This is a genomic window from Enorma phocaeensis (genome assembly GCF_900186505.1).
Classification (GTDB): Bacteria; Actinomycetota; Coriobacteriia; order Coriobacteriales; family Coriobacteriaceae; genus Enorma; species Enorma phocaeensis.
Window position 1 is genome coordinate 271,383 of record NZ_LT891970.1, and the last position, 26,089, is coordinate 297,471.

The window sequence follows — 26,089 nt, forward strand, 5'->3', positions numbered from 1 at the left end:
GTCAACTACTCCTTATCAGTGGTGGTGGCGAACTCATCGCCGAGAATGGCCTCGGCGGCGTCGGAGGCGGCGTCGACGGGAGCTTCCTCGTCGAGCACGGCGTAGTCGGCGAACGGGTCGACTTCGGCCTCGGCGGCGTCTTCGGAGGCAGCCGCCTGCGCGGGCGCGGGCTCGGCGTCATGCAGCGGCTCGATGTCGAGCGCAAGCGAGCGGATCTCCTTCACGAGCACCTTGAAGGACTCGGGCAGGCCCGCCGTGGGGATGTTCTCGCCCTTGACGATGGCCTCGTACGCCTTCACGCGACCGATCGTATCGTCGGACTTGACAGTGAGGATCTCCTGGAGGACGTTGGCGGCGCCGTATGCGTAGAGCGCCCAGACCTCCATCTCACCGAAGCGCTGGCCGCCGAACTGGGCCTTGCCGCCCAGCGGCTGCTGGGTCACGAGGCTGTACGGGCCGGTCGAGCGCGCGTGGATCTTGTCGTCGACCATGTGGCCGAGCTTCAGGATGTAGCTCGTGCCCACGGTGATGGGCTCGCGGAACTCCTCGCCGGAACGGCCGTCGAAGAGCGTGGTCTTGCCGCGCTCGTCGAGCTGCGTCACGAACTCGGGGCGCATGTGCTCACCGTAGCGCTCGGAGGCAAGGTTGAGCAGGTTCTTGTTGGCGCGGCGGATGACCTCGGCGATCTCGTCCTCGCTCGCGCCGTCGAAAACCGGCGTCGAGACGAAGAACGGGCCGGGCACGTACTTCTTGGAGTCCGCGTCGTCAACGTCCCAACCGGAGGCAGCAGCCCAACCCAGGTGGCACTCGAGCAGCTGGCCCACGTTCATACGCGAAGGCACGCCGAGCGGGTTCAAGATGACGTCGACCGGCGTACCGTCGGCCATGTAGGGCATGTCCTCGACCGGCAGGATCTCGGAGATGACGCCCTTGTTGCCGTGGCGACCGGCGATCTTGTCGCCCTGCTGGATCTTGCGGCGCTGCGCCACGTAGACGCGCACCTGCTCGTTCACGCCGGGCGCGAGGTCGTCGCCGTTCTCGCGGCTGAAGCGCACCACGTCGATGACGCGGCCATAGGCGCCGTGCGGCATCTTGAGCGAGGTATCGCGCACGTCGTGGGCCTTGGCACCGAAGATGGCCTTGAGCAGGCGCTCCTCGGCAGTCTGGGTGCTCTCGCCCTTGGGTGTGACCTTGCCCACCAGGATGTCGCCGGGGCCCACCTCGGCGCCGATGCGGATGATGCCGTCCTCATCGAGGTTGGCGAGCATGTCCTCGGAGAGGTTGGGAACCTCGCGGGTGATCTCCTCGGGGCCGAGCTTGGTGTCGCGCGCGTCGATCTCGTGACGCGAGATGTTGATGGTGGTGAGTAGGTCCTCGGCCACCACGCGCTCGGACACCACGATGGCGTCCTCGTAGTTGTAGCCTTCCCAGCTCATGTAGGCAACCGTCAGGTTCTGGCCGAGCGCGAGCTCGCCGTGGTCGGTGGACGGGCCGTCGGCAAGCGGCTGGCCCTCCTCCACCTCGTCGCCCACGCGCACGAGCGGGCGGTGGTTGATGCAGGTCGACTGGTTGGAGCGCTGGTACTTGGGCAGCTTGTACTCGTCCATGCCGTCAGCGGTCTTCACCGTGATCTTGGAAGCGTCGGCGAAGATGACCTCGCCGGCATGCTTGGCAAGGGTGACCTCGCCGGAGTCGACGGCGGCGCGGCGCTCCATACCGGTGCCCACATAGGGCGCGGCAGGATGCACCAGCGGCACGGCCTGGCGCTGCATGTTGGCGCCCATGAGGGTACGCTTGGCGTCGTCGTGCTCGAGGAAGGGAATGAGCGTGGCGGCGACCGAGATCATCTGGCGCGGCGAGACGTCCATGTAGTCGACGCTGTCCACGGGAACGTCGGCAGGTGCGCCGAACGAGCCGTCGAAGTCGCGAGTACGAGCAACGATCGTGTGCGGGCGCACGAGGTTGCCCTCGGCGTCGGTGGTCACGAACTCACCGGTCTTGGGGTCGATCGGGGTGTTCGCGGGCGCGATGATGTGGTCCTCTTCCTCATCGGCCGTCATCCAGTCGATGATGTCGGTCACGCGACCGTCGACGATGCGGCGATAGGGTGCCTCGATGAAGCCGTACTCGTTCACGCGTGCATAGAGGGCGAGCGAACCGATCAGGCCGATGTTGGGGCCTTCGGGCGTCTCGATCGGGCACATGCGGCTGTAGTGCGAGTTGTGAACGTCGCGAACGGCTGTGGGCACGTTGGTGCGGCGGCTCGAGCCGGACTTGTGCCCCGCAAGGCCGCCGGGGCCGAGCGCGGAAAGGCGGCGCTTATGGGTGAGGCCGGTAAGCGGGTTGGCCTGGTCCATGAACTGCGAGAGCTGGCTGGAGCCGAAGAACTCCTTGATGGCCGCGGTGATCGGACGGATGTTGATGAGGCTCTGCGGCGTGATCTCGTCGATGTCCTGCGAGCTCATGCGCTCACGGACGACGCGCTCCATGCGGCTCATGCCGATGCGGAACTGGTTGGCGACGAGCTCGCCCACGGTGCGCACGCGGCGGTTGCCGAAGTGGTCGATGTCGTCGGTCTTGAAGCCGGGCTCGCCAGCGGCAAGCGCGAGGAGGTAGCGCAGGGTGGCGACGATGTCCTCATCGGTGAGGATCTGCACGTCCTCATCGGTGGTGAGGCCAAGCTTCTTGTTCACCTTGTAGCGACCCACGCGCGCCAAATCGTAGCGCTGCGGGTTGAACAGCAGGCCCTCGAGGAGGCTGCGCGAGGCGTCGACGGTGGGCGGCTCGCCGGGGCGCAGACGGCGGTAGATCTCGATGAGGGCATCCTCGCGGGTGAGGGCGGCGTCGCGCTCGATGGAACGACGCACCACATCGGAATCGCCGAGGAGCTCGATGATCTCATCGTTGGTGACGGCGATGCCCAGCGCGCGCAGGAACATGGTCGCGCTCTGCTTGCGCTTGCGGTCGATGGAGACGACGAGCTGGTCGCGCTTGTCGACCTCGAACTCGAGCCACGCGCCGCGGGCGGGGATGACCTGGGCCTTGTAGACCATCTTGTCGGTCTTGTTGCCGTCCTCATCGGTGGCGGCATCCTTCTCGACCTCGGAGCTGTAGTACACGCCAGGGCTGCGGACGAGCTGCGAGACGACGATGCGCTCGGTGCCGTTGATGATGAAGGTGCCCTGCTCGGTCATCATGGGGAAGTCGCCCATGAAGACCAGCTGCTCTTTGATCTCGCCGGTCTCCGTGTTGGTAAGGCGCACGTCGGTGAGCAGCGGGGCCTGATAGGTCATGTCCTTCTCGCGGCACTCGTCCACGGTGTGGGAGGGGTCGCCGAACTGGTGGTCACCGAAGGTAACCTCCAGGACATGGTTCTGGCTCTGGATGGGGCTCGACTCCCTGAAGGCCTCGCGAAGGCCCTCGGTCATGAAGCGGTCGAACGACTGCTTCTGTACGGAGATGAGGTTGGGCAGCTCCATCGCTTGCGGGATCTTCCCGAAGTTCAGACGCATGCGCTCGGTCGCCGTGATGTGCGGGGTGGGGGTTGCGTTTGGCACCAGCAGTTTCCTCCTTCTTGGAAAGGCGGCTCTCGTCCCTTGGGCTCGCGTTCACGCAGAGCGCGCGCCTTGGGGCCACGTATCGCAACCTATTAGTTTATCAATCGCCTACCGTTTAGCAAGAAAGTCCTTGACTTGCCGCCGAATCTGAAGTAGTGAAAATACTTTGCCGCATCGTTGCAGGTACAAGCTTTAAAGCGAACATATGTTCATGTGTTTTATGTGGGCTACTTTCCTCTTCGCGCCATGTTCAAGGCGCACCGCACACCGTCGAGGGCGAGCCGCACCATCTTTTGTGCCGAGTAACGAGTATCGCCCGCCACGCGCTCCCCGCGCTCGTAGGCGACCGTACACAAGCTGAACCCCAATGTGGGCACGAGCCCGCGCAGATACAGGCGGTCTTCGTCGATTGACGCCAGGCGGTCGAGTACGCAGGAGGCCATCAGCCTGAAGTCCGCGTGGTCAAAGACCACTTCGCCGCCGATGAGCTCAAGCAGCCTATAGAAGGCGTGCGCGGTCGCGCGCTTCATGGCGGAATCTGCCGGGCGCCCGGATCGCACGCCGCAGACGACGTCGAATCCCGCGCGGTACCGATCGACCATGATCCCGAGCACCGATGGGTCGTCTTGCCCGTCGCAATCGAGCGTGACGGCGGCGTCGACCTTGCCGCGCACGGAGGCAAGGCCGGATGCGAGCGCGCGCTGCTGCCCTTGGTTCATGCCCAGATGCAACCCGCGCACGCGCCCAGGGTTCGCCGCAGCCGCAGCGTCGATGAGGCTCCACGTTTCATCGTTCGAGCCATCGTCGACAAGCACGAGGAAGCTCGCCGGTGCGATAGAGCCCGCTGCCGCGAGCCGATCGAGCTCTTCAACGAACCGCGGGATCATGATCGGTAGCACCTCGGCCTCGTTGAAGCATGGAGTGATGAGTGCCAGAAGAGGGGCGGAACGCCAGGCTTCACGCACCTCGCCGTCCCGCCCCGTACAAGCTGAATCTGTATATTGGGGGCGCGAACCTTCCGCTCGCGCCATGCCGCCCTCCATCATCAAGAGGCCGCGCCTAGCGCTTGAGGCCGCCGCGCTCCTCGATGGCATCCCAGAAGGCACCGCTGAAGCGTGGATCCTCGGCGGCCATGAGGGCGTTGGTGGCCATCCAGCCGGAAGGGGTACCGGTGTCATAGCCGCTGAGCGGGTCGATGACGACAGCGTACATGTTCTCGCGGTCAAGCGAGCGAGCCATGGCATCGGTGAGCTGCACCTCGCCGCCAGCACCGGGCTCCTGGTCGGCAAGAAGATCCATGACCAACGGGCTCAGCAGATAGCGGCCGACGATGTAGAGGTTGGATGGCGCCTCCTCGACTGCGGGCTTCTCCACCAGACCGGAGACACGCCACACCGCGCCCGGCTCGCAATCGGCGGCGTCCTCGGAACCCGGCAGCGAACCGGCGCGCTCGCCAGCGATGACACCGTAGCGCGAGACCTCCTCGGGCGCGCAGGGTGCCACCGCGATCACGCTTGCGCCGCCATGCGCCTGCGAGACCTCGAGCATCTTCGTGCAGATGTCGCGCCCAGGGACGACGTAGTCGCCGAGCAGCACGAGGAAGCTCTCGCCCGCCACGGCATCGGCGGCAGAGCGGATCGCATGGCCGAGGCCGCGCGGCTCGTACTGATAGCGGAAATCAACGGGCATGGAGCCGGTGGCAGCGACAGCGTCGGCGTAAGCCGCCTTGCCGCGCTCGCGCAGCAGACCCTCGAGCGAGCGATCGGGCTGGAAGTAGCTCAGGAGCTCAGGCTTGCCGGGCGAGGTGACGATGATGACATCGTCGACGCCCTCGGGTTCGAGCGCCTCCTCCACCACATACTGGATGACCGGCTTGTCCAGCACCGGCAGCATCTCCTTGGGAGTGCACTTCGTGGAGGGGAGGAAGCGGGTGCCGAGGCCCGCTGCGGGGATGATGGCCTTCATGGGCGGATGTTCCTTTCGACGCGCCGGGCTGCCCCGCCCGGCGTTGCCTTGCTGGCAGCATCTTAGCGCCGCGCGGTGTATTCGTCTCCCTCGGGTTCCTATTTCCAGGTTTTCCGCACGAACATCGACTTTCCATAAAGTGTCCCGCAGGCCTGATCATCCACGTCATTGGCTGCCCGTACCCGAACCCGCACGCACCGACTATCCAAGAAGCGACTTGTGTCCAAATCACAGGATCTCGGTGAGCGGTCGACCCCCCTCCATTCGCCGAGATCCCGGGAGCTAGACAGATTCGGCGATTTTGAGCGCGATTCTGGCTAGCCAGCGGGACCTCGATGAAACCCTGCCTCTCCATCACACGCCGAGATGCCCAAGAATGGACAGATCCGGGATTCCTAGACGCGGTTCCGGCTAGTTAGCAGGATCTCGGGGCGAGCCAGAGGAATCTCGGAGTGAGCCAGCGGAATCTCGGCGAAAACAAAACGGGGCCCGGTTTCCCGGACCCCGCATGCGAACGATGTTCGCGGCGGCTCATGCCGCCTTCTCGTGCAGGCGCATGGCCTGCGTCGAGTTACTTGAGGGAGACGGCAGCGCCAGCGGCCTCGAGCTTCTCCTTGGCGGCCTCGGCGTCCTCCTTCTTGACACCCTCGAGAACGGCCTTGGGCGCGCTCTCGACGACCTCCTTGGCCTCCTTGAGGCCGAGGCTGGTGAGCTCACGGACGACCTTGATGACCTGGATCTTCTGATCGCCGAAGCCCTCGAGCACGACGTCGAACTCGGTCTTCTCCTCCTCGGCGGGAGCGGCAGCAGCCGGGCCGGCGACGACGGCGGCAGGAGCGGCGGCGGAGACGCCGAAGGTGTCCTCGATAGCCTTCACGAGCTCGGAAGCCTCAAGAAGGGTCATTTCCTTAAGGGCCTCGATGATCTCTTCGTTGGTAAGCTTAGCCATGGTAAGCATTCCTTTCGGTTGCCGCGCCTAAGCGCGGTAGTGAACTAACATGCGGCGCGGTTGCGCCAAGGCGCGCGACCATGAGGCCGCGCAGAGCGGAAGACTACGCAGCCTTCTGCTCGGAAATCTGCTGGACCGTGCGGGCGAGACCGCTCGACACGCCGTTGACGCAGACCGCGATATCGCGGGCGAAGCCGTTGATAAGGCCAGCGATCTGACCAAGAAGCTGATCCTTCGTGGGGAGCTCGGCGATGGCGTTGACCTCCTCGGCCGTGACCGCCTTGCCCTCGGAAATACCGCCCTTGATCTCGAGCACGCCCTTGGACTTCGTAGCGAACTCCTTGAGCGCCTTCGCTGCCTCGACGGGCTCGTTCTCATAGAACACGTAGGCCAGCGGACCGGCGAGAATCTCGTCGATGGCAGGCTGGTCCTGGTTCTGGAGCGCGAGACGGACGAGGTTGTTCTTGTAGACCTTCATCTCGGCACCGGCCTCGCGAAGCTGATGGCGCAGCTCCTGCGCCTGCTTCACGGTAAGGCCGTTGTAGCCAACGACGAACACGCCGTTGTTCTCCTCGATCTTCGACTCGATCTCGGCGACCTTGTCGATCTTGTACTGCTGTGGCATCTGTCGTAACACCTCCTCGATTTCTTTCCCAGGCACGACCCGCCAAAAGACCTGCGGGGATGTCTTGGAAAAGAAAACCCCCGCGCTGCAAAGAGCGACGGGGGCGAGAAGACATAAGAGCTATCTGCTCGACCACCTCGGCTGGCGGGTTTCCCCATTGAGCCTTGGCACTTGCGCCTTGGCACCGGCTGTCTCTGGCAGCGGGTTCGTGCGTGAACCGCTGGATAGTATGACGCTTGGACGCGGCCGCGTCAACGGTTGCGCTGTTAGCATGCAGGAAATGTGTGCAAGTGCGCCGCTCCGGGGCAAGATGTCCCGCCATGCCGAGCACGCGCCGCCTATTGCGGGGTATGCTGCTTGCGAACACGAAGAACCTCAGCGTCGATGAGGAGCCCCATGGCCACCCGCAAATCCTCCACCACCATACGAACGCTCCATTACTTCTGGGGCGTAACCAAAATCCAGTTGCCCATGTTCGTCCTTGACGTGGCCGTCACGCTCGGCTACGTCTTCTTCCTCACCTTCGCGAGCCCGCTCATCGTTGGGCGCATCGTCGACATGGTCGGAGCGGGCGGTGTCAGAAGCGAGGATGTCCTGCCGGTCTTTGGTCCCTACATCGCAGCGCTCGTCGCCGTGAACATCGCAGGCCAGGTATGCAGCAAGCTCCAGGACTACGCCTGCGCGAAGCTCGAGATCCGCGCCGGATACGAATTGGGGCGCGAAGCGTTCGACACGCTCTCCAACCAGTCGATGACCTTCCACAACAACCGATTCGGCGGCTCGCTCGTGAGCTCCACTCAGAAGTTCGTCTCGGCGTATAGCCTGCTCATGGACAACTTCACCTACTCCGCGCTACCCACCGCCGCGACCGCCGTGCTCACCATCGCCATGCTCGTCCCACTCGCACCCGCCTATGTTGCCGTGCTCGCGGTCGTGCTCATCGCCTACGTCGTCATCGTGTTCAGGCTCTACCGCAAGATCCTGCCCATCAACGCCGCGGCATCTGCCGCGCAGAACCGTCTCTCCGGAGAGCTATCCGACTCGATAACCAATATCCTCGCCGTGAAGACCGCCGGTCGCGAAGCCTACGAGCAGGGGCTCTTTGAGGAGGCGAACCAGGAGGTCAAGGCAGCCGACAGCCGGCGCATGCGGCGGACCGTCAAGACCGGTGCGGTAACGAGCTCGCTCATCGTGCTCATGATGGGGCTCGTCGCCGTGTTCATCGCGGGCGGCAACGCATGGTTCGGCATCTCGGCGGGCACGCTCGTCATGATGTTCACCTATACCAATTCGCTTACAGGCCGCTTCAACATGCTGTCGCAGATGTTCCAGCAGATCAACCGCTCGTTTGGCGAGGCACACGACCTCACCGTCGCGCTTGACGAGCCGCGCTTGGTAGATGACGACCCGGGTGCCCCCGATCTCGTGGTGGACGCCGGATCGATCGACTTTTCCGCCATCGATTTCCACTATGCGGACGCAAATGCCGAGGACGCGGTGTTCAGCGACTTCAACCTGCACATCCCCGCCGGCCAACGCGTTGGCCTCGTGGGACGCTCGGGTTCGGGAAAGACCACGCTCACCACGCTGCTGCTGAGGCTCGCCGATCTTTCGGGCGGATCGATCTCGATCGACGGGCAGGACATCGCGCACGTCAGCCAAGTGAGCCTGCGCCAGCACATCGCCTACGTGCCGCAAGAGCCGCTTCTGTTCCACCGCACCGTGCGCGAGAACATCGCCTACGGGCGCCCAGACGCCACGGAGGAGGAGATCCTTGCCGCCGCGCGCGAGGCAAACGCGCTCGAGTTCATCGAGAAGCTGCCGCGTGGCCTCGATACGCAGGTGGGCGAACGCGGCGTGAAGCTCTCCGGCGGGCAGCGCCAGCGCGTTGCCATCGCGCGCGCCATCCTCATGGACGCACCGATACTCGTGCTCGACGAGGCGACGAGCGCACTCGACTCAGAGAGCGAGAAACTCATCCAGGACGCCCTCGAGAACCTCATGCGCGGACGCACCTCGCTCGTCATCGCCCATCGTCTCTCGACCGTCGCCGCGCTCGACCGCATCGTGGTCATTCGCGACGGCGAGATCGTGGAGGACGGTCGCCATGAAGACCTGATTCGAGCTGGCGGCGAATACGCGCAGCTGTGGAGCCGGCAATCCGGCGCGTTTTTGGGGAGCGAGTAGGCATGGAAGCTCCGGTATCAGCGACATCGCAGGATGGCGGCGCACCGAGCGCATCGGGTTCCCCCGCCGGGCATGAGGGGCCGGCTCACCAGATTGAGCGGCGCGTCGCCGTGCTTGCCCCAAGCGAAGGCGCCGGCGACGACGTGCTCGTACAGGCGGCGAAGCTGCTCGTAGACGACCTCGCAGATGCCTATGCCGCCTACGAGCGCATGTCCTCCTACCAAGGAGACGAAGCTGAAAGGACCCTGTTTATCAAGGCAGATGGGACACCCTGTAGGGCGGTGATCGCGCCATGCGCATCCAACGCGATGCCCGATGCCGGCGCCGTTGCCGCCGCCCTCGGCACGCCCCCGCACGATGCGCCCGGATACGACGGGGCGCACGTGTACCTGGTCGTTGTGAGTCCATCTGAGGACGGGACGGAAGCCCTGTCCAAACTGGGAGAACTCTCCAACTCGCTCCGCACGTACGGCATCGTTCACGCTGGCTCCGTCATCGTTACCCACGGCGATCAAATTCCAGCGCTGATGCGCACCCCCCGGCTCGGCATGTGGCGCCGCCCGGTCGCGGAGTCCATCGACAGCCTCATCGCCGCGATGCGCATGGGCAGCGCCCTCGGCGCTCCCATCATCGCCTCCCCTTCCCGGCTCTGGCTGAGACTTCGCAGCTTGCGCTGCAGCAAGGATCGCTCCTGAAAGAGAGGCGGTGGAAAGGCAGTTCCTGCGAATACCGGTTTGGTACCACAGCGGGGACGCCCGCACAACAATCGGCTGGTTCCACGGAGCGGGCGTTCTCATAAGGACCGGCTAACCTCCACGACGGGACCTGGTTCCAAGCCGGGGCGCCCCCACAGGAGCCGACCACAAGAAACTGGAAGAAATGGCTATTTTGCTGCATCTCGGCGCGGTCGTTGGACCGTTCTCGAAATCGAGATGCTGCTAGATAGCCATTTCAAGGCCTTTTAAAGCCGATTCTGTCCAATTGAGGGCATCTCGGCAAAACCAGCACCATCGAGATGCACCTCAATAGACACTTTCGGTTCAGCACCGCCCTCCGAGCACCCCGGCAGCTTTTATCTATTGTTTGAAATAAAAAATCCTTTGGTTTCCCAATCGTGTGACGAGCGGCCCGCATGCCGCGCGGGCATCCGACGCGCTGATGTCATCCGGCCCACCTCGGAGGCAACCGACAACACCGCAGATTTCCCTACATCAACGCATACGCCAAGACAGCACCTCGCGCCAGCGCTCGATAAGCCGCTCCAAGCTCCATGCCGCGTTCGCCGGGCTCGTCGATGGAAGGACGACTGCATCGATGCCCGTTCGCTCGCGCAAGTAGCGCGCATACAAGCGTCCCGCCGTGGCGCCGTTGCACGCCACCGTGTCGATCGGCGCCACATCCACGATGCGCTCGATGCGTGCGGGCACGACGTTTCTTATGCTCGCATCCGAGGAACCCTTGATGTCGCAGCTCTCGATCACATCCCAAAGCGCGATACCGCGGCGCAGGAGCAAGGCGCGCTTCGCCTCAATCGACTCATCGAGAGTCGCCGGATGCGCGGCTCCCACACCGGCAGGCGGTGCCGCACCGGGCAATGGGTCGCCCTCGTTTGGCGGAACAGGGTCTCCCGTGCATGCTGCGACGACTCGCCAGAATCGGTTGCTGGGGTTACCGTAGTAGAAAGCGTTTGCACGCGAGAGCGCAGAGGGGAACGAGCCCAGTACGAGTATGCGCGAGCGTTCGTCGAACACCGGATCGAACCCGTGGGAAACATGCTGGTAACCGGCTGTCATCCCGACCCTCCGCGTTGCATCTTGCTTCATAATCTAAGGCCATGTGCCCGCACGGTCGCGCAGCACGCGCCGGGGCGCTGGCCACATCCATTATGCGCGACAACCCATGGCAATTGGAGGAACCATGTCCAGCCGCTACCTCATCGTCATCGATATGCAGAACGACTTTGTCGACGGGGCGCTCGGAACGCCCGAGGCCCAGGCAATCGCCCGCGCCCTGGTTGAAGCGGTGAGCTCCTTCGATGGCGAGATCATCTTCACGCTCGATACGCATGGAGAGAACTACCTTGACACGCAAGAGGGCAAGCACCTGCCCGTCCCCCACTGCATCAAGGGAACACAGGGTTGGGAGCTCATCCCCGCCCTTGCCGAGCTCCAACGCGAGCGACAGGCGCGCGTTTTCGAGAAGCCCACGTTTGGATCGACCGAACTCGCCCATTACCTCGTCGCATGCAATGACGAGGAGCCGATCGAGTCCATCGAGCTCGTGGGCGTGTGCACCGATATCTGCGTGGTGTCGAACGCGCTGCTCATCAAGGCTGCGCTGCCCGAGGTTGCCGTCAAGGTCGATCCCGCCCTCTGCGCCGGCGTCACGCCAGAAGCCCACGAAGCCGCCCTCGCTACCATGGCGAGCTGCCAGATCGAAATGGCATAGCAATCCGAGACGCTGGGCGGAGCCGCCTGGTCCAAAGGCGCCCTCCCCATGGCGAACCTCGCGAGCGAGGGCGGTTACCCCAGCGCGCAACCTATCAGCGGGATGCCGAACCCGACCACGGTATCCCGCTAAGCGAGACCGAGGGCAATGCCAGCCACGTGCACCGCGAACGCCACGACCCAGGCCACGCCACATTGCATGAGCACCACGGCGAGCATCATGCGCGTCCCGAGTTCGTTGCGCACGGCGGACACGGCCGCCACGCAGGGCGTATACAGCAGAACGAACGTGAGGAACGTAAACGCGGTAAGCGGCGAAAACAACGTCGAGAGCGCCGCGACCGAGCCGCCCATAAGCACGGTGAGCGTCGCCGCGACATTTTCCTTCGCGCCGAAGCCTGCCACGATGGCAGCCGCCGTAATCCAATTACCAAAGCCCAACGGCGCAAAGAGCGGAGCCACGAGCGTGCCGAGGGCGGCAAGCATGCTGCTCGCTTGATCGTCCACCAAATTGAAGCGGATATCGAACGTCTGCAGGAACCAGATGATCACGCTTGCCACGAAGATGATGGTGAATGCCTTGGTAGCGAAGCCCTTCGCCTTGTCCCACGCCAAGCGCACCGTCGTCTTCACACTGGGCAGACGGTAGTTAGGCAGCTCCATCACAAACGGCACCGGATCGCCCTTGAACGCGGTGCCCTTGAGCACAAGCGCCACGAGCACGCCCACCAACATGCCCATGAGGTAGAGCGAAACCATGACGAGCGGAGCGCTATCGGGGAAGAACGCCGCCGAGAACAGAGCGTACACCGGCAGCTTCGCAGAGCAGCTCATAAACGGCGTGAGCATCACGGTCATCTTGCGGTCGTGCTCGGAAGGCAGCGTGCGCGTCGCCATGATGGCGGGAACGCTGCAGCCGAAGCCGATGAGCATGGGCACGAAGCTCCGCCCGGAAAGACCCAGCTTGCGCAGGATCTTATCCATCACGAAGGCCACGCGAGCCATGTACCCCGAGTCCTCCAAGATGGAGAGGAGCAGAAACAGCACGACGATGATGGGCAGAAAGCTCAACACGCTGCCCACGCCGGCGAATATGCCGTCGATCACGAGCGAATGCACCACGGGATTCAGCCCAAAGGATGTAAGCGCGGCGTCCACCATGTCCGTGAATGCACCGATGCCCATCTCCAGCAGGTCGGAGAGTCGCTGGCCCACGGCATCGAAGGTGATCCAGAAAACGAGCACCATGATGCCGACGAACACCGGAATAGCGGTGTACTTGCCGGTGAGGATGCGGTCGGCCGCCACAGAACGCAGGTGCTCGCGGCTCTCGTGCGGCTTCACCACCGAGGCGCTGCACACCTGCTCGATAAACGAGAAGCGCATGTCCGCCAGCGCCGCCATGCGGTCGGCGCCCGCCTCCTCCTCCATCTGCGAGATGATGTGCTCTACCGCGTCGAGCTCGTTTTGCTCAAGCGCCAGCGCCTCGATAACGAGCCGGTCGCCCTCGATGAGCTTCGTCGCGGCGAAGCGCACGGGAATGCGCGCCGCCTCGGCGTGGTCGGCGATAAGGTGGATGAGGCCGTGGATGCAGCGATGCAGCGCACCGCCGTCCGCACCGTCCGGCGCGCAGAAGTCCACGCGGCCAGGATGCTCGCGATAGCGCGCCACGTGCAGGGCATGCTCGGTGAGCTCCCCGATGCCTTCGTTCTTCGCCGCAGCGATGGGCACCACGGGAATGCCGAGCGCCGCCTCGAGCGCGTTCACGTCAACGGTACCGCCGTTTTCCGTGAGCTCGTCCATCATGTTCAAGGCGAGCACCATGGGTCGGTCGAGCTCCATGAGCTGCAACGTAAGGTAGAGGTTGCGCTCGATGTTGGTGGCGTCCACGATATCGATTATAGCGTCCGGCTGCTCCTCCAGGATGAACTGACGGCTCACCACTTCCTCGCTCGTATAGGGCGAAAGCGAGTAGATGCCGGGCAGGTCCGTGATCGTGGCGTTGGGATGCCCCTTGATCTGGCCGTCCTTGCGGTCGACGGTAACGCCGGGAAAGTTGCCCACGTGCTGGTTGGAGCCCGTGAGCTGGTTGAAAAGCGTCGTCTTGCCGCAGTTCTGGTTGCCGGCGAGGGCGAAGCGCAACGGCGCGTTCTCGGACAACGCGGCCCCCTCGCGGCGCGGGCGGGCCGCGCTCTCGCCGAAGGCGGGATGCGCGGTCACCTGAACCTCCGGGTTCTTGCGCGGGCAGTTGTGCGCGTCGTGCACGTCATCGACCTCGATGCGAGCGGCGTCGGCGCGGCGCAGCGTGAGCTCGTAGCCGCGCAGGCGGATCTCGAGCGGGTCGCCCATGGGCGCATACTTCATCATGGTGACTTCGGTGCCGGGCGTAAGCCCCATATCGAAGATGTGCTGGCGCAGCGACGAATCATCCGAATCCACCGATTCGATGATGGCGTCCTTGCCTATCTCGAGCTCATCGAGCTTCATGCGTGCCCCCTCTGTTGGCAGGCGAATCTCCCCTGCATGGTTCCCTACGAGATTGTAGTGAAGTATCGGCATGCCGCCAGAGCAGCCGCCCCGGTCCCGCAAAAGCATCGCATGCCCGTCAAATCCACCGGCCGGCTCGCCGGTTTTGACGTTCGTGCGATGCTTTTGCGCCCGCGCCGCGCGCCCGCGGCCCCGCGATGGCGGGCGCCTGGCGTACAATCACACGGGATGCGGGCCCCGGGCGCCTGCCCGCATAAGGAGGAATCCATGCCGAACGCACCCATCGAAAACGTCATCTTCGACATGGGCAACGTCCTCATGACCTTCAACGGCATGCGGTTCGCGCGCATCTTCACCGACAACGAGGCCGATGCGGAGCTGCTCGACCGCGCGCTGTTCAACCGGTTCGAGTGGTCGCTCCTCGACGCCGGCGTGATTGGCCACGAGACCATGCAGCGCGTCGCCGAGGCGGCGCTCCCCGAACGGCTCCACGCCAACCTGCACGAATGCATCGCGCACTGGCCGGAGCACTCCGAACCCATCCCCGCGACGAACGCCCTGGTACCCCGCCTCAAGGAGCACGGACTCGGTGTCTACCTGCTCTCGAACGCGAGCACCCGCATCGACGAGCAGCTCGGCCACTGCCCCGCCTATCCGAGCATGGACGGGCGCGTGGTGTCCGGCGAGGAGCGTCTCATGAAGCCCGACCCCGCCATCTACCGGCTGCTCTGCGATCGCTACGAACTCGATCCCGCAACATGCCTCTTCGTGGACGACAACCTCAACAACTGCATCGGCGCCGAAGTTGCCGGTATGCAGTCGTTCCACTTCGCCGGCGACCCCGCCCGCGCCGCAGCCGATCTCGAGCGCCGCTTGGCCGGTTAGTCATCCACCCGAATCGCAGCGCGCCTGCAAAGCGCCATCGCGCTCGAGACATGAACGGCCCGGCGCGACAGCGGCGCTGGTATGATGGAGGACGGCATTACGATGGGCCGGCCGTTCTCCGACGGCACGCGCCGAGAATCCAAGCGAAGGAGCAACCGTGGATCGCACCAAAATCGTTCAGCTGTACCGCGACGCCGATAAACTCGGTGGCGCGACCGTCACCGTCGCCGGATGGATCAAATCCGTCCGCGACATGAAGAACTTCGGCTTTGTCACCGTAAACGACGGCAGCTGCTTCAAGGATCTGCAGATCGTCATGAACCGCGACACCCTCGGCAACTACGACGAGATCGCGCACCAAAACGTATCTGCCGCCATCACGGCCACCGGCACCCTCAAACTCACCCCCGATGCCCCGCAGCCCTTCGAGCTCACCGCCGAGAGCATCGAGGTCGTAGGCACCTCCGCACCCGATTACCCGCTGCAGAAGAAGCGCGCCACGGTGGAGTTCCTTCGCACCCAGCAGCACCTCCGCCCGCGCACGAACCTCTTCCGTGCCGTGTTCCGCGTGCGCAGCGTCGCCGCCGCAGCCATCCATCGCTTCTTCCAGGAGCGCGGATTCGTGTATGTGAACACGCCGATCATCACCACCTCGGACTGCGAGGGCGCCGGCGAGATGTTCCGCGTGACCACGTTCGACCCGGCGAACGCCCCCCGCGTGACCGGAGAGCAGGCAGCGGCCTCGGGCGGCGCGCTCGCCGAGGGCGACATCGACTGGAGCCAGGATTTCTTCGGCAAGCCGGCATCGCTCACCGTATCCGGCCAGCTCAACGCCGAGAACTTCGCCATGGCATTCGGTGACGTCTACACCTTCGGCCCGACGTTCCGCGCCGAGAACTCCAACACCACGCGCCACGCCGCCGAGTTCTGGATGATCGAGCCCGAGATCGCCTTCGCCGACCTCGAGGACGACATGAATCTCGCCGAGGATATGCTCAAGTACGTCATCCGCGACGTCATGGCCACATGCCCCGATGAGCTGGGCATGCTCAACAAGTTTGTCGACAAGGGCCTCATCGAGCGCCTCGAGCATGTGGCGAGCTCCGAATTCGCACGCGTGACCTACACCGAGGCCATCGAGATCTTGGAGGCGGCCGTCTCCGCGGGCCAGAAGTTCGACTACCCCGTGAGCTGGGGCATCGACCTTCAGACCGAGCACGAGCGCTTCCTTACCGAGCAGCACTTCAAGCGCCCGACCTTCGTTACCGACTACCCCGTCGAGATCAAGGCGTTCTACATGCGCCTGAACGACGACGGCAAAACGGTTGCGGCAGCAGACTGCCTGGTACCGGGCATCGGCGAGATCGTAGGCGGCAGCCAGCGCGAGGAGCGCCTCGACGTGCTCGAGCGCCGTATCGCCGAGCTGGGCATGGATCCGGAGCAGTACAAGTACTACTGCGACCTGCGCCGCTACGGCAGCTGCCCGCACGCCGGCTTTGGCCTGGGTTTCGAGCGCCTCGTGATGTACCTAACCGGCGTGGGAAACATCCGCGACGTCATCCCGCACCCTCGCACCGTGGGCAACGCCGAGTTCTAAGAAGAGCCGGTCGCCCGATCCCGTCTCCAGCATCCCGCGTTGGATTTCGGTAAGAACCTGGGGATGTTGACAACTTGCCAAACCGCCCGCCGCACGCACGGAGCCGCATGCGGCGGGCGTTTTCCATTTGCGCGCGCCGAAACGGTACCCTTAATCGCCTACGGGGCGGTGCCGCCAAGCAGCGACGGCGGCGAGCGCGAGGAGGAGCGATGCGGGACGGACGAGCGACCATCCGGGGCAGCGACCACGTGGTGACAACCAGCAAGACCGAGGGAGCCGTTTCGAACAGCGAAGGCTCCGCGTGCGTGAACGGCACAGCCTGCGGAAGCGCGAGCAGCTCTGATAGCAACGACCCGAGTCACTCGGACGGCAGCGTCGCGTCCATCTGCGCCGAGCCGCACATCCCTGCCGAGATGAGAACCTTCTGCGTGCTGCGCGCACTCGAACGCTATTCCGACGATCGGCACTATATCTCTGCGCCGAACATCGCCTCTTTGCTAGCAGAGGGCAAACCCGATCTCCCCGTCACGCTCCATGTCGCCGCCAGCTCGGTGCGCAACTCCATCTCGACGCTCCGTAAACTCGGTTACGACATCCGCACTGCCAAAAACCATGGCTACGCGCTCGCAACGCGCGCGCTTACCGAACACGACCTACGCCAAATCGTCAGAGCGGTTCTGGGAGGTACGCTCGGCAACGCCCACCGACTCCAGCTCGTGAGGGCGCTGGTGCCCCTTGCGGGACCAACGCAGCGACTGGAGCTCGAAGCGCTCCTCAAGCAGGGCGGAGGCAGCGACCTCGTGAGACGGTGCGGAACGATCTACGTCGCGGCCGTGAAGACGCCAGAGCTTCTGCGCCGCTGCCTTGCCGCAGGAGCCACCGCCACCTTCGAGCTGCCATCGGGACTCAAGCGCATGAGGCCGCTGAGCGTCTTCCCCTCCGGGGGGACCCTCTTCGTCGAAGGCGAGATCGTCGATGCGCGAGGCGAGCATCCGCTGCTCAGAACCTTGCGTACCGACAGGTTCCGCGCCCTCTCATGCCGCCTCCCCACCGGCACCGTGTTGGTCGCCGTAGACACGCTCGCACCCCCTAGGTTACAAGTTGGTGACGAGCGCCCGGCAAGCGCAGGTGTGTAGGTATGATGGAGCACTAAGCCCCATAGGGCATGCGCATCATCCATCGCGGGCAGCGGGCAGAGTCCCGGCGCTCGCACGATCTTCGGGGGACCCCCATGAACATACCCGTCCTGAGCCGCCGCAGCTTGATTTCCTCGCTCGCCCTTGCGGGCGCACTACCACTTGCCGCTTGCGGCGGCACCTCGTCCGATGGAGGCTCGGAGGCCGGCAGCGCCGCCTCCGGCTCGTATCGAATCGGCGTGCTCCAACTCACGCAGCACGCCGCACTCGATCAGACCAACGAGGGCTTCATCGCCGCGCTCGACGAGGCGGGCATCGACTACGAGGTCGACCAGCAGAACGCCTCAAACGATCAGACCGCCTGCCAGACCATCGCGCAGACGTTCGTGAACGACGGCTGCGACCTCATCTTCGCCATCGGCACGCCGGCGGCGCAGGCCGTTGCCGCCGCGACGCAGGACATCCCCATCGTGGGCTCTGCCATCACGGACTTCGAGTCGGTAGGCCTCGTCGAGACGAATGACGCACCCGGCGGAAACGTCACCGGCAGCTCGGACATGACCCCGGTCGCCGATCAGATCGCCCTGCTGCAGGAGCTTCTGCCCGACGCGCAGAACGTGGGCATCCTGTACTGCACGGCCGAGGAGAACTCCCGTATCCAGGCCGAGCTCGCGGTTGCCACCTGCGAGGACGCCGGGCTCACGCCCAACGAGCAGACGGTCTCCAGCTCGAACGAGATCCAGAGCGTCGTGGAGACGATGGTCGGACAGGTCGACGTCATCTACGCCCCCACCGACAACACCATCGCCGCAGCAATGGCGCAGGTCTCTTCCATCGCCGACGAGGCCGGCGTCCCCACGATCGTGGGTTGCGACACCATGGTCCAAGACGGCGGCACCGCCTCGTATAGCATCAACTACATCGACCTCGGTCGCAAAGCTGGCGAGATGGCCGTGCGCATCCTCAGCGAGGGCGCCGATCCCGCTGAGATGCCCGTCGAGTTCCTCGACGCGAGCGAGTGCACGCTCATCGCGAACCAAGCCTCTGCCGATGCCTGCGGCGTCGACCTTTCGATCCTCGACGATCCCGAGATCGTCTAACCATCCATACCCGGTACCCGCGCGGCACCAAGCCCCCCGGCGGCAGCGCGCGTACCCATCAGCGATAAGGAGAACACCATGAACCGCTTCGAACTCACCCGCCGCTCGTTTACCGCAGGAATCCTCGGAACCGGTGCGATCGCGCTCGGCCTCGCCGGCTGCAGCGGCGAGCAGGGCGCTGGCTCTGGCTCCGGCTCTGCCGCCGCCTCCGGCTCGTACCGCATCGGCGTGCTCCAGCTCACGCAGCATGCCGCGCTCGATGCGGCAAACGAGGGCTTCATCGCCGCGCTCGACGAGGCGGGCATCGACTACGAAGCCGACCAGCAGAACGCCAGCAACGACCAGAACGCCTGCCAGACCATCGCCCAGACCTTCGTGAACGACGGCTGCGACCTCATCCTGGCCATCGCCACCCCGGCGGCGCAGGCTGTCCTGGGAGCCACGCAGGACATCCCCGTCGTGGGCACGGCCATCACCGACTTCGCCGCATCCGGCCTCGTCGACTCGAACGACGCACCCGGCGGCAACCTCACCGGCACCTCCGACATGAACCCGGTCGAGGACCAGATCGCCCTGCTTCAGCAGCTCATCCCGGATGCCGGCACCGTCGGCCTGCTCTTCTGCACCGCTGAGAGCAATTCCGAGATCCAGATCGAGATGGCCGAGGAGGCTCTGGACGCCGCCGGGATCGGTCACGAGCGCTTCACGGTCTCCAGCTCGAACGAGATCCAGAGCGTCGTCGAGACGATGGTCGGCCAGGTCGACGTCGTCTACGCACCCACCGACAACACCATCGCCGCTGCCATGACCCAGGTTGCGAGCATCGCCAACGCAGCCGGCGTGCCCACGATCTGCGGCGAGGTGGGCATGGTCGAGGCAGGCGGCCTCGCATCCGTCTCCATCAATTACTACGAGCTGGGCTACCGCGCGGGCGAGATGGCCGTCGAGATCCTCACCGAGGGCGCCGATCCGGCCGAGATGCCCATCGAGACCATGGATGCCGAGGATTGCGACCTCGTCTATAACCAGGCTACCGCAGACGAGATCGGCATCGACGTCTCCGCTCTCGCCGATGATGGCGGCGAGGACGTCTCCGCTGCGTAGGCTCCCCTAACAGCGCGTCCGTGCCTGCTGGAAGCTGAACGCTCACCCCGTAGCAAAGCCGAGCACCATGCAATCGGGGTTTACGCCAAGGTACGGCAAACGCAGGTAGCGCCTCCCAGTATTCCCCATCGCCCCCCTTGCGCCCCGAGTGGAACCATCCGCCCGGGGCGCTTCGTTTCCGCTCGATTACAACCAGCCATTCAGCTCGCGCTAGCTGTCGCGCGGACGCGGGCGGCATGCTAGACTGCTGTGTTGCTGTGAACTCACCGTATACGCGCGGCGCGCCGCGCATAGAGGGATAGGTTGGAGGAGATAGTATGGCACTCGCCATGCTTGGCGCCGTATCGCAGGGCATCCTCTGGGGCATCATGGTCCTCGGCGTCTTCATTACCTACAAGCTGCTCGACATCGCAGACCTTACCGTCGACGGCAGCTTCGCGCTCGGCGGATGCGTGTGCGCCGTGCTCGTCGTGGGCGGCATGGACCCCACGCTCGCCATCATCATGGCGATGCTCGCCGGCATGGTCGCCGGAGCGGTCACCGGCTTTTTGCACACCGTCTTCGAGATTCCGGCCATCCTCGCCGGCATCCTCACGCAGATCGCGCTCTGGTCGGTCAACCTGCGCATCATGGGTAAGTCCAACACGCCCCTGCTGCGCGTCGACACACTCTTCTCCTCGGTGACCGACGCTACCGGCCTGCCTCAGAACATCGCCTCCATCCTCGTGGGGCTCGTCTTCGCCGTTATCATCATCGTCGGTCTCTACTGGTTCTTCGGGACCGAGATCGGCTCGGCCTGCCGCGCCACGGGCAACAACGAGGCAATGGTGCGCGCCCTCGGCGTGAACACCAAGGTCACCAAGATGATCGCGCTAACGCTTTCGAACGGCCTGGTGGGCCTCTCGGGCGGCTTGGTGTGCGAGAGCCAGAGCTACGCCGATATCGGCATGGGTACCGGCGCCATCGTCATCGGCCTTGCCGCCATCGTGATCGGCGAGGTGCTCGGGCGGCTCGTGCCGGGGCAGCTGCGCGCATTCGGCAGCCGCCTCACCGCCGCCGTCGTGGGCTCGGTGGTCTACTTCCTCATCCGTGCCATCGTGCTGCAGCTGGGCATGGATGCCAACGACATGAAGCTCATCTCCGCCGTTATTGTGGCGCTCGCGCTGTGCGTACCCGTGGTGTGGGAGAAATACCAGCTCAGGCGCTCCTATTCGCGCGCATCGAAGGCCCTTGCCTCCGCGGGCGCCACAGACCCCGCTGAGGGCAGTACCTCGAATGACTCCACCATCGAAGGGGGGCGCTAACGATGCTGAAGCTCTCTTCCGTCAGCAAGACGTTCAACGCGGGCACCATCAACGAGAAGCGCGCGCTCATCCATGTCGATCTGCACCTCGCACCAGGCGACTTCGTGACCGTCATCGGCGGTAACGGCGCAGGCAAGTCCACGCTCATGAACATCATCGCCGGCGTCTACCCCATGGACGCGGGCACCATCACGCTCGATGGCAAGAACATCTCGCGCCTCTCTGAGCCCGCTCGAGCCACGTACCTGGGCCGCGTCTTCCAAGACCCCATGATGGGTACGGCTGCAGACATGCAGATCGTCGAGAACCTAGCCATGGCGAAGCGCCGCGGCAAGACCCGGACCCTCGCCTGGGGCGTCACCAAGGCCGAGAAGGACGAGTACGCCGAGCGCCTGAAGGAGCTCGGGCTCGGGCTCGAGAAGCGCCTCACAGCCAAGGTCGGCCTGCTCTCCGGCGGTCAGCGCCAGGCGCTGACGCTGCTCATGGCGACGCTCACCGATCCCAAGCTGCTGCTCCTCGATGAGCACACGGCGGCGCTCGACCCCAAGACCGCCGCCAAGGTGCTCGAGCTCACCGAGAAGATCGTCTCAGAGCGCAAGCTCACCACCCTTATGGTCACGCACAACATGAACGACGCGATCCGCCTGGGCAACCGCCTCATCATGATGCACGAGGGGCGCGTCATCTACGATGTCGCCGGGGCTGAGAAGGCCGCGCTCACCGTCGCCGACCTGCTCCAGAAGTTCGAGGAGGTCTCGGGCGGCGAGCTCGCGAACGACCGCATGCTGCTCAACTAGTCGCCGCCGAAGATCTCCATGATGTCGCCCAGCGCAGACATGGGGCTCTTCTTCTTGTGCTTCTTGTAATAGCTATCGTCGTAACGGCGATCGTCGTACCGTTTGCGCTCGTCGTAACGGCGCTCGTCGTAGCGCTGTTCCTCGACACGATGGCGATCGTCCTCGCGATAGCCGTCACGGGCGTCGCGGGCGCGTTCGACGATCTTGTCGAGCTCTCCCCTATCCAGCCAGATGCCCCGGCACTCGGGGCAGTAATCGATCTCGACGCCGTTCTTCTCGCTCATGAGCAGCGTGACGTCCTTGCAGACGGGGCATTTCATAGTGCTCCTCCTCGTCCTTGCCGACACGCGTCGGCGCCAGCGTTCAGTCATTACGCGCCTTATACCCCGATTCCCGCCGGTAATCGCTGCTCGTTGCCAAACAATCGGTTGGCCGTAAATAAGAGCAGCGGGGCATCCCAACCGCCGGATGTCCCGCTGCTTGTTTCCCGCGTTGTCTAGATATCGATCGAGACCCTACCTCAAGGTAACCGCCTGGGCGCCGTCGATCGCGAGGTCCGCCTCGAGGAATGCCGTGAGCGCGGCGATCACCTGACGCACGTCGCGCGTACCAGCCGTTTCGTACGAGGAGTGCATCGCGAGCTGCGCGCAGCCCACGTCGATCGCATGCATGCTTGCCTGGATGTTGGAGAGGTTGCCCAAGGTCGAGCCTCCTGCCATGTCGCTGCGGTTCGCGAACGTCTGGTACGGCACGCCCGCGCGGCGGCACACGGCGATGAAGGCAGCGCGGCTGAAGGCGTCGGTGCAGTAGTGCTGGTTCGCCGCCTCCTTGATCACGATGCCTCCGTTCAGGCGGCAGCGGTTCTGCCCGTCGTACTTATCGGTTTTGTTCGGATGCAGCGCATGAGCGTTGTCGCAACTCACCATCATCGACTTCGCGAGCGCGCGGCGATAGTCCTCGGGCGTGAGACCGAGCGCTGCGGTCAGGCGGGTGAGTACATCGGGCAGGAAGGTGGACATCGCTCCCTGCTTGGTATTGGAGCCCACCTCCTCGTTATCGAAGCAGCAGTACACGTTCACGCTCGCGGGATTCTCGGCCGCTATAAAGGCCTTGAGCGAGGTGAACGCGCACATGAGGTCATCGAGCTTAGGCGAGGAGACGAACTCCCGCGCCGCGCCCCACACGCGCGCCGGCACGCGGCTCACCAGGAAGAGGTCGCGCGCGAGGACCTGCGCCCGCTCGACGCCGGCCTCGCAGGCGATGAGCTCGTCGAAGCCCTCCGCCGTGAGCTCGCCGGCAGAGACCAAGGGAACGATGTCGGTCGCGCGATTGGGAGAGAACGAGTCGTTCACGCTGCGGTCGAGGTGAATCGCGAGGCTCGGGATCATGACGAGGTCGCTGTCGGGTGCGACGAGGCGGCTTTCCACACGGCCGTCCGCCTCAACGAGCACGCGGCCCGCGATGGATAGCGGGCGGTCGAGCCACGTGTAGTCGATCATCCCGCCGTATGCCTCGACGTTCAGGCGGAGCATCCCCTCGGGTCCTTCGATGAGCGGCAGCGCCTTTAGCTTGAAGGTGGGCGAATCGCCGTGCGACGCGGTAACTTGGAAGTGATAGCTCCCCTCCGCGGCGGCGCGCTCCCCCACCTTGAACGCGATGATGCTCGAACCGTTACGGGTGGTGTAGTAGCGCCCACCCGCCGATAGCTCCCATGCGTCTCCCTCCGCGAGGCGGGTGAACCCCGCTCGGTCGAGCTCGGCGGCGATGGTGCGCGTGGTGTGGAACATGCTCGGGCACGCCTGGATGAAATCGATGAGCTCCTCGGCTGCTTTCACATCAAGCTCTTCTACCATGATCTACTCCTTAGCAGTTGAACGAGCGAGGACGTGGCGCCCAATTAGACGAGCTTGCCCGCGCAGTGGTCGATCGCATGCTGCACAACCTCGGCCGTCCAACCGCTAAAGCGCTTGGTGCGGCGCACCAGATTGCCCTCCTGGGGAACCTGGTAGGTCACGGTGATCATGCGGAAGCGCTTGACCTCGGTGACCTCTTCCAGCGAAAGGCAGCTCTCCTGAGCGGTGTAGGGTTGCGCTGCGATCTTGATCTTGGGGTTCATCATCGTGTAGATGCGACCGCCATCCTCGTAGGCGATGATGGCCTTGAGCGATCCGATCTGGTTCGCCGCCAGGCACACGGCATCCTCAAGCGATTCGAGCGTGTCGCGCAGGTCCTGCATGACCTCCACGTCTTCGATGGTCGCTGCCTCCGCGGGCTTCGAAAGAAACTCGCGGTCCTTCACGATCTCCTTGATCATTGCAATCCTCTCTGGTCGTCCGCGCTCGGCGCGGGCTTGCTTGCGATGTCTTGCCCGACTCTGCTCGCCGGGCTCGAGCATGCAGCTATCATAACCGGGTAGCGCTTCCCGGCGCCCCCCGATTCCCACGCCGCTGCATCGATGACATTAGGCCTGGTAGAACTCGTGGAAGTCCTGGGTCATGCGAGCCAGCGTTGGCTCGTCGACATAGCACATGTGCCCGCAGCCGTAACGGCAGAACCAGATCTTCTCGCGCAGCTCGCGCGGCAGGTAGAGCTGGGCGATGGTGTGCTCCATGTTCCACCACGGGGTCGCCGCATCAAAGCGCCCGCCCATGATCATGAGCTTCGTGGTGGGGCTGCGACGGAGCGCCACGGCGATGTCGAGTGCTACGTTGGGCGCCGCGACCGTCGTCTCGTCCACGCCGGGCTCGTCGTGGACCCAATTCCAGCCGATGCCGATCTCGCCCCACACGCTCAGTCGGTAGTTCGCCGGCCCCCGGTAGCCCACCTCGTTGCGGAGGAACGCTCGGAACGCGGCGTACCAAGCGCCCTCGATGGCATGGCTCGCGGGATCGTCGCACGCGAAGTAGAACGATGCCTTCTGGATGGGCAGCAAGGCGCTTCCGGCAAAGCGCATGTCGAGGCGACCGATGACCTTCTCATCGGCAGCCATGAGGTCGCGGCGGAACTCCTCGAGCGAGACGCGCAGGTTGCGTGCGATGAGGTACTCGACCGGAAGGCCGATGAACGCCGAGAGCTGCTCTGCCACGGCGCGCTGGCGCGACGCATCGATGCGATCGCCCTGGAGCAACGCCGAGGCGTACTCGTCACCGGCAAAGGCGGAGGCGCGATCGAACCACTCATCCTCGTCAACGTTCTCGCCGGCGAGGCCGAAATGCTGCGCCGTCGCTGCGAACGAAGGCATCATGCCCACGTAATAGAGGTCGTTGCCCGGTAGGTTCTGCGTCCAGTCGAAGAGGGCGGAAACCATGACCACACCGGCGACCGGCACGCCCGCCTCGCCGAGATAGCGCATGAGCACGGAGTTACGCATGGTCCCGTATGACTCGCCCACCAGATAGAGCGGCGAGCCCCAACGACCGTTATCCTCGAGCCACTGGCAGATGGCGCGACAGAACGCACGCGCATCCGCCTCCAAGCCGTAGACGCGCTCGGTACCGTATCCCTCGGCAACGAACGACCAGCCCGTGCCGAGCGCGTCGAGGAATACCAGGTCGCTCTCGGTAAGGAGCGTACCGGGGTTGTCCTCCACCTCGTAGTTGGCAGCATCGACGAACCCGCATCCGTTGGGCACCACGCGGCGGGGCCCGATGCCGCCGAAGTTGATGGGAACCGAGGCGGACCCGGGGCCGCCGTTGAAGCAGAAGCTCACCGGGCGACGGCGCGCGTCAACGCACTTGCCATCCACCTTCTCTGCAAGGTAGGAGACGTTGAACATCTTTCCCTCGAGCACGCCCTCGCTATCGATCACGTCGAGGTGGCCGGCGCGGGCCGTGTATGAGATCTCGCGGCCACCGGCACGCCAGATGAGGCTCGCCTCAGCCGGCTCTGGCACCGCTTGCGCTGGCACGGCTTGCTTTGCGGCCGCGCTCTCCATCTCTGCCATCGCAAT

The 26,089-nt window shown here is 64.6% G+C and carries 21 protein-coding genes; 10 read left to right on the forward strand and 11 right to left on the reverse strand.

Features of this window, described 5'->3' with window-relative positions; translation table 11 throughout:
- Positions 1-5 precede the first annotated feature (5 nt).
- From rpoB to rplJ, 5 genes are all read right to left on the reverse strand, one after another.
- Entirely contained in the window at positions 6-3,512 is a 3,507-nt protein-coding gene (gene rpoB / locus C1717_RS07400) for a DNA-directed RNA polymerase subunit beta (RefSeq protein ID WP_180965935.1), read from the reverse strand.
- A gap of 272 nt (positions 3,513-3,784) precedes the next feature.
- Positions 3,785-4,735, reverse strand: coding sequence for a glycosyltransferase (locus tag C1717_RS07405; protein WP_146003676.1), 951 nt, complete (start codon positions 4,733-4,735; stop codon positions 3,785-3,787).
- Positions 4,617-5,522, reverse strand: coding sequence for a UTP--glucose-1-phosphate uridylyltransferase (locus C1717_RS07410; protein ID WP_102372588.1), 906 nt, complete (start codon positions 5,520-5,522; stop codon positions 4,617-4,619). The genes C1717_RS07405 and C1717_RS07410 overlap by 119 nt, the downstream gene beginning before the upstream one ends.
- A 571-nt stretch (positions 5,523-6,093) precedes the next feature.
- Positions 6,094-6,471 carry a 50S ribosomal protein L7/L12 gene (rplL, locus tag C1717_RS07415; protein ID WP_102372589.1) on the reverse strand — a complete coding sequence of 126 codons (378 nt, stop codon included), beginning with the start codon at positions 6,469-6,471 and terminating at the stop codon, positions 6,094-6,096.
- Between the two features lie 103 nt (positions 6,472-6,574).
- The gene (gene rplJ / locus C1717_RS07420; RefSeq protein WP_102372590.1) at positions 6,575-7,096 is read right to left on the reverse strand and encodes a 50S ribosomal protein L10; all 522 of its coding nucleotides are present in this window, start codon (positions 7,094-7,096) and stop codon (positions 6,575-6,577) included.
- 396 nt (positions 7,097-7,492) lie between these two features.
- Here rplJ and C1717_RS07425 point away from each other — a divergent pair, with 396 nt between their 5' ends.
- On the forward strand, positions 7,493-9,283 hold the full coding sequence (locus tag C1717_RS07425) for an ABC transporter ATP-binding protein (protein ID WP_102372591.1): 1,791 nt from the start codon (positions 7,493-7,495) through the stop codon (positions 9,281-9,283).
- A gap of 2 nt (positions 9,284-9,285) precedes the next feature.
- Complete coding sequence (locus C1717_RS07430; RefSeq protein ID WP_102372592.1) at positions 9,286-9,978, forward strand: hypothetical protein; 693 nt, start codon at positions 9,286-9,288, stop codon at positions 9,976-9,978.
- Positions 9,979-10,494: 516 nt separating this feature from the next.
- On the opposite strand, the gene C1717_RS07435 is transcribed toward C1717_RS07430, so the two are convergent.
- Positions 10,495-11,076 carry a uracil-DNA glycosylase family protein gene (locus C1717_RS07435; RefSeq protein ID WP_102372593.1) on the reverse strand — a complete coding sequence of 194 codons (582 nt, stop codon included), beginning with the start codon at positions 11,074-11,076 and terminating at the stop codon, positions 10,495-10,497.
- 124 nt (positions 11,077-11,200) lie between these two features.
- Here C1717_RS07435 and C1717_RS07440 point away from each other — a divergent pair, with 124 nt between their 5' ends.
- On the forward strand, positions 11,201-11,731 hold the full coding sequence (locus C1717_RS07440) for a cysteine hydrolase family protein (RefSeq protein ID WP_102372594.1): 531 nt from the start codon (positions 11,201-11,203) through the stop codon (positions 11,729-11,731).
- A 128-nt stretch (positions 11,732-11,859) separates the two neighbouring features.
- On the opposite strand, the gene feoB is transcribed toward C1717_RS07440, so the two are convergent.
- Positions 11,860-14,217 carry a ferrous iron transport protein B gene (feoB, locus tag C1717_RS07445; RefSeq protein ID WP_102372595.1) on the reverse strand — a complete coding sequence of 786 codons (2,358 nt, stop codon included), beginning with the start codon at positions 14,215-14,217 and terminating at the stop codon, positions 11,860-11,862.
- 267 nt (positions 14,218-14,484) lie between these two features.
- Between feoB and C1717_RS07450 the strand changes: the two genes are divergently transcribed.
- The 7 genes from C1717_RS07450 to C1717_RS07480 all read left to right on the forward strand — a co-directional run bounded on the left by C1717_RS07450 (position 14,485) and on the right by C1717_RS07480 (position 22,140).
- Positions 14,485-15,102 carry an HAD family hydrolase gene (locus tag C1717_RS07450; protein WP_245859553.1) on the forward strand — a complete coding sequence of 206 codons (618 nt, stop codon included), beginning with the start codon at positions 14,485-14,487 and terminating at the stop codon, positions 15,100-15,102.
- Positions 15,103-15,259: 157 nt separating this feature from the next.
- Positions 15,260-16,699 carry an asparagine--tRNA ligase gene (gene asnS, locus C1717_RS07455; RefSeq protein ID WP_102372597.1) on the forward strand — a complete coding sequence of 480 codons (1,440 nt, stop codon included), beginning with the start codon at positions 15,260-15,262 and terminating at the stop codon, positions 16,697-16,699.
- Positions 16,700-16,908: 209 nt separating this feature from the next.
- A complete protein-coding gene (locus C1717_RS07460; RefSeq protein ID WP_102372598.1) occupies positions 16,909-17,835 on the forward strand; it encodes a hypothetical protein in 927 nt (308 codons plus the stop codon).
- Positions 17,836-17,930: 95 nt separating this feature from the next.
- The gene (locus C1717_RS07465) at positions 17,931-18,935 is read left to right on the forward strand and encodes an ABC transporter substrate-binding protein (protein ID WP_102373089.1); all 1,005 of its coding nucleotides are present in this window, start codon (positions 17,931-17,933) and stop codon (positions 18,933-18,935) included.
- 78 nt (positions 18,936-19,013) lie between these two features.
- Positions 19,014-20,039 (forward strand): ABC transporter substrate-binding protein, encoded by a 1,026-nt coding sequence (locus C1717_RS07470; RefSeq protein ID WP_102372599.1) that lies wholly within the window; start codon positions 19,014-19,016, stop codon positions 20,037-20,039.
- A gap of 317 nt (positions 20,040-20,356) precedes the next feature.
- Positions 20,357-21,343, forward strand: coding sequence for an ABC transporter permease (locus C1717_RS07475; RefSeq protein ID WP_102372600.1), 987 nt, complete (start codon positions 20,357-20,359; stop codon positions 21,341-21,343).
- Positions 21,344-21,345: 2 nt separating this feature from the next.
- Positions 21,346-22,140 carry an ABC transporter ATP-binding protein gene (locus tag C1717_RS07480; protein WP_102372601.1) on the forward strand — a complete coding sequence of 265 codons (795 nt, stop codon included), beginning with the start codon at positions 21,346-21,348 and terminating at the stop codon, positions 22,138-22,140.
- Here C1717_RS07480 and C1717_RS07485 read toward each other — a convergent pair.
- The 4 genes from C1717_RS07485 to C1717_RS07500 form a co-directional block, all read right to left on the reverse strand.
- Positions 22,137-22,460: a TFIIB-type zinc ribbon-containing protein gene (locus tag C1717_RS07485; protein ID WP_102372602.1), complete on the reverse strand. Its 324-nt coding sequence runs from the start codon at positions 22,458-22,460 to the stop codon at positions 22,137-22,139. The two genes, C1717_RS07480 and C1717_RS07485, sit on opposite strands and share 4 nt — an antisense overlap.
- A 195-nt stretch (positions 22,461-22,655) precedes the next feature.
- On the reverse strand, positions 22,656-23,993 hold the full coding sequence (locus C1717_RS07490; protein WP_102372603.1) for a M18 family aminopeptidase: 1,338 nt from the start codon (positions 23,991-23,993) through the stop codon (positions 22,656-22,658).
- Between the two features lie 44 nt (positions 23,994-24,037).
- On the reverse strand, positions 24,038-24,454 hold the full coding sequence (locus tag C1717_RS07495; RefSeq protein ID WP_102372604.1) for a peptide deformylase: 417 nt from the start codon (positions 24,452-24,454) through the stop codon (positions 24,038-24,040).
- Positions 24,455-24,601: 147 nt separating this feature from the next.
- On the reverse strand, positions 24,602-26,083 hold the full coding sequence (locus C1717_RS07500; RefSeq protein WP_102372605.1) for a S10 family peptidase: 1,482 nt from the start codon (positions 26,081-26,083) through the stop codon (positions 24,602-24,604).
- Between the last annotated feature and the right edge of the window lie 6 nt (positions 26,084-26,089).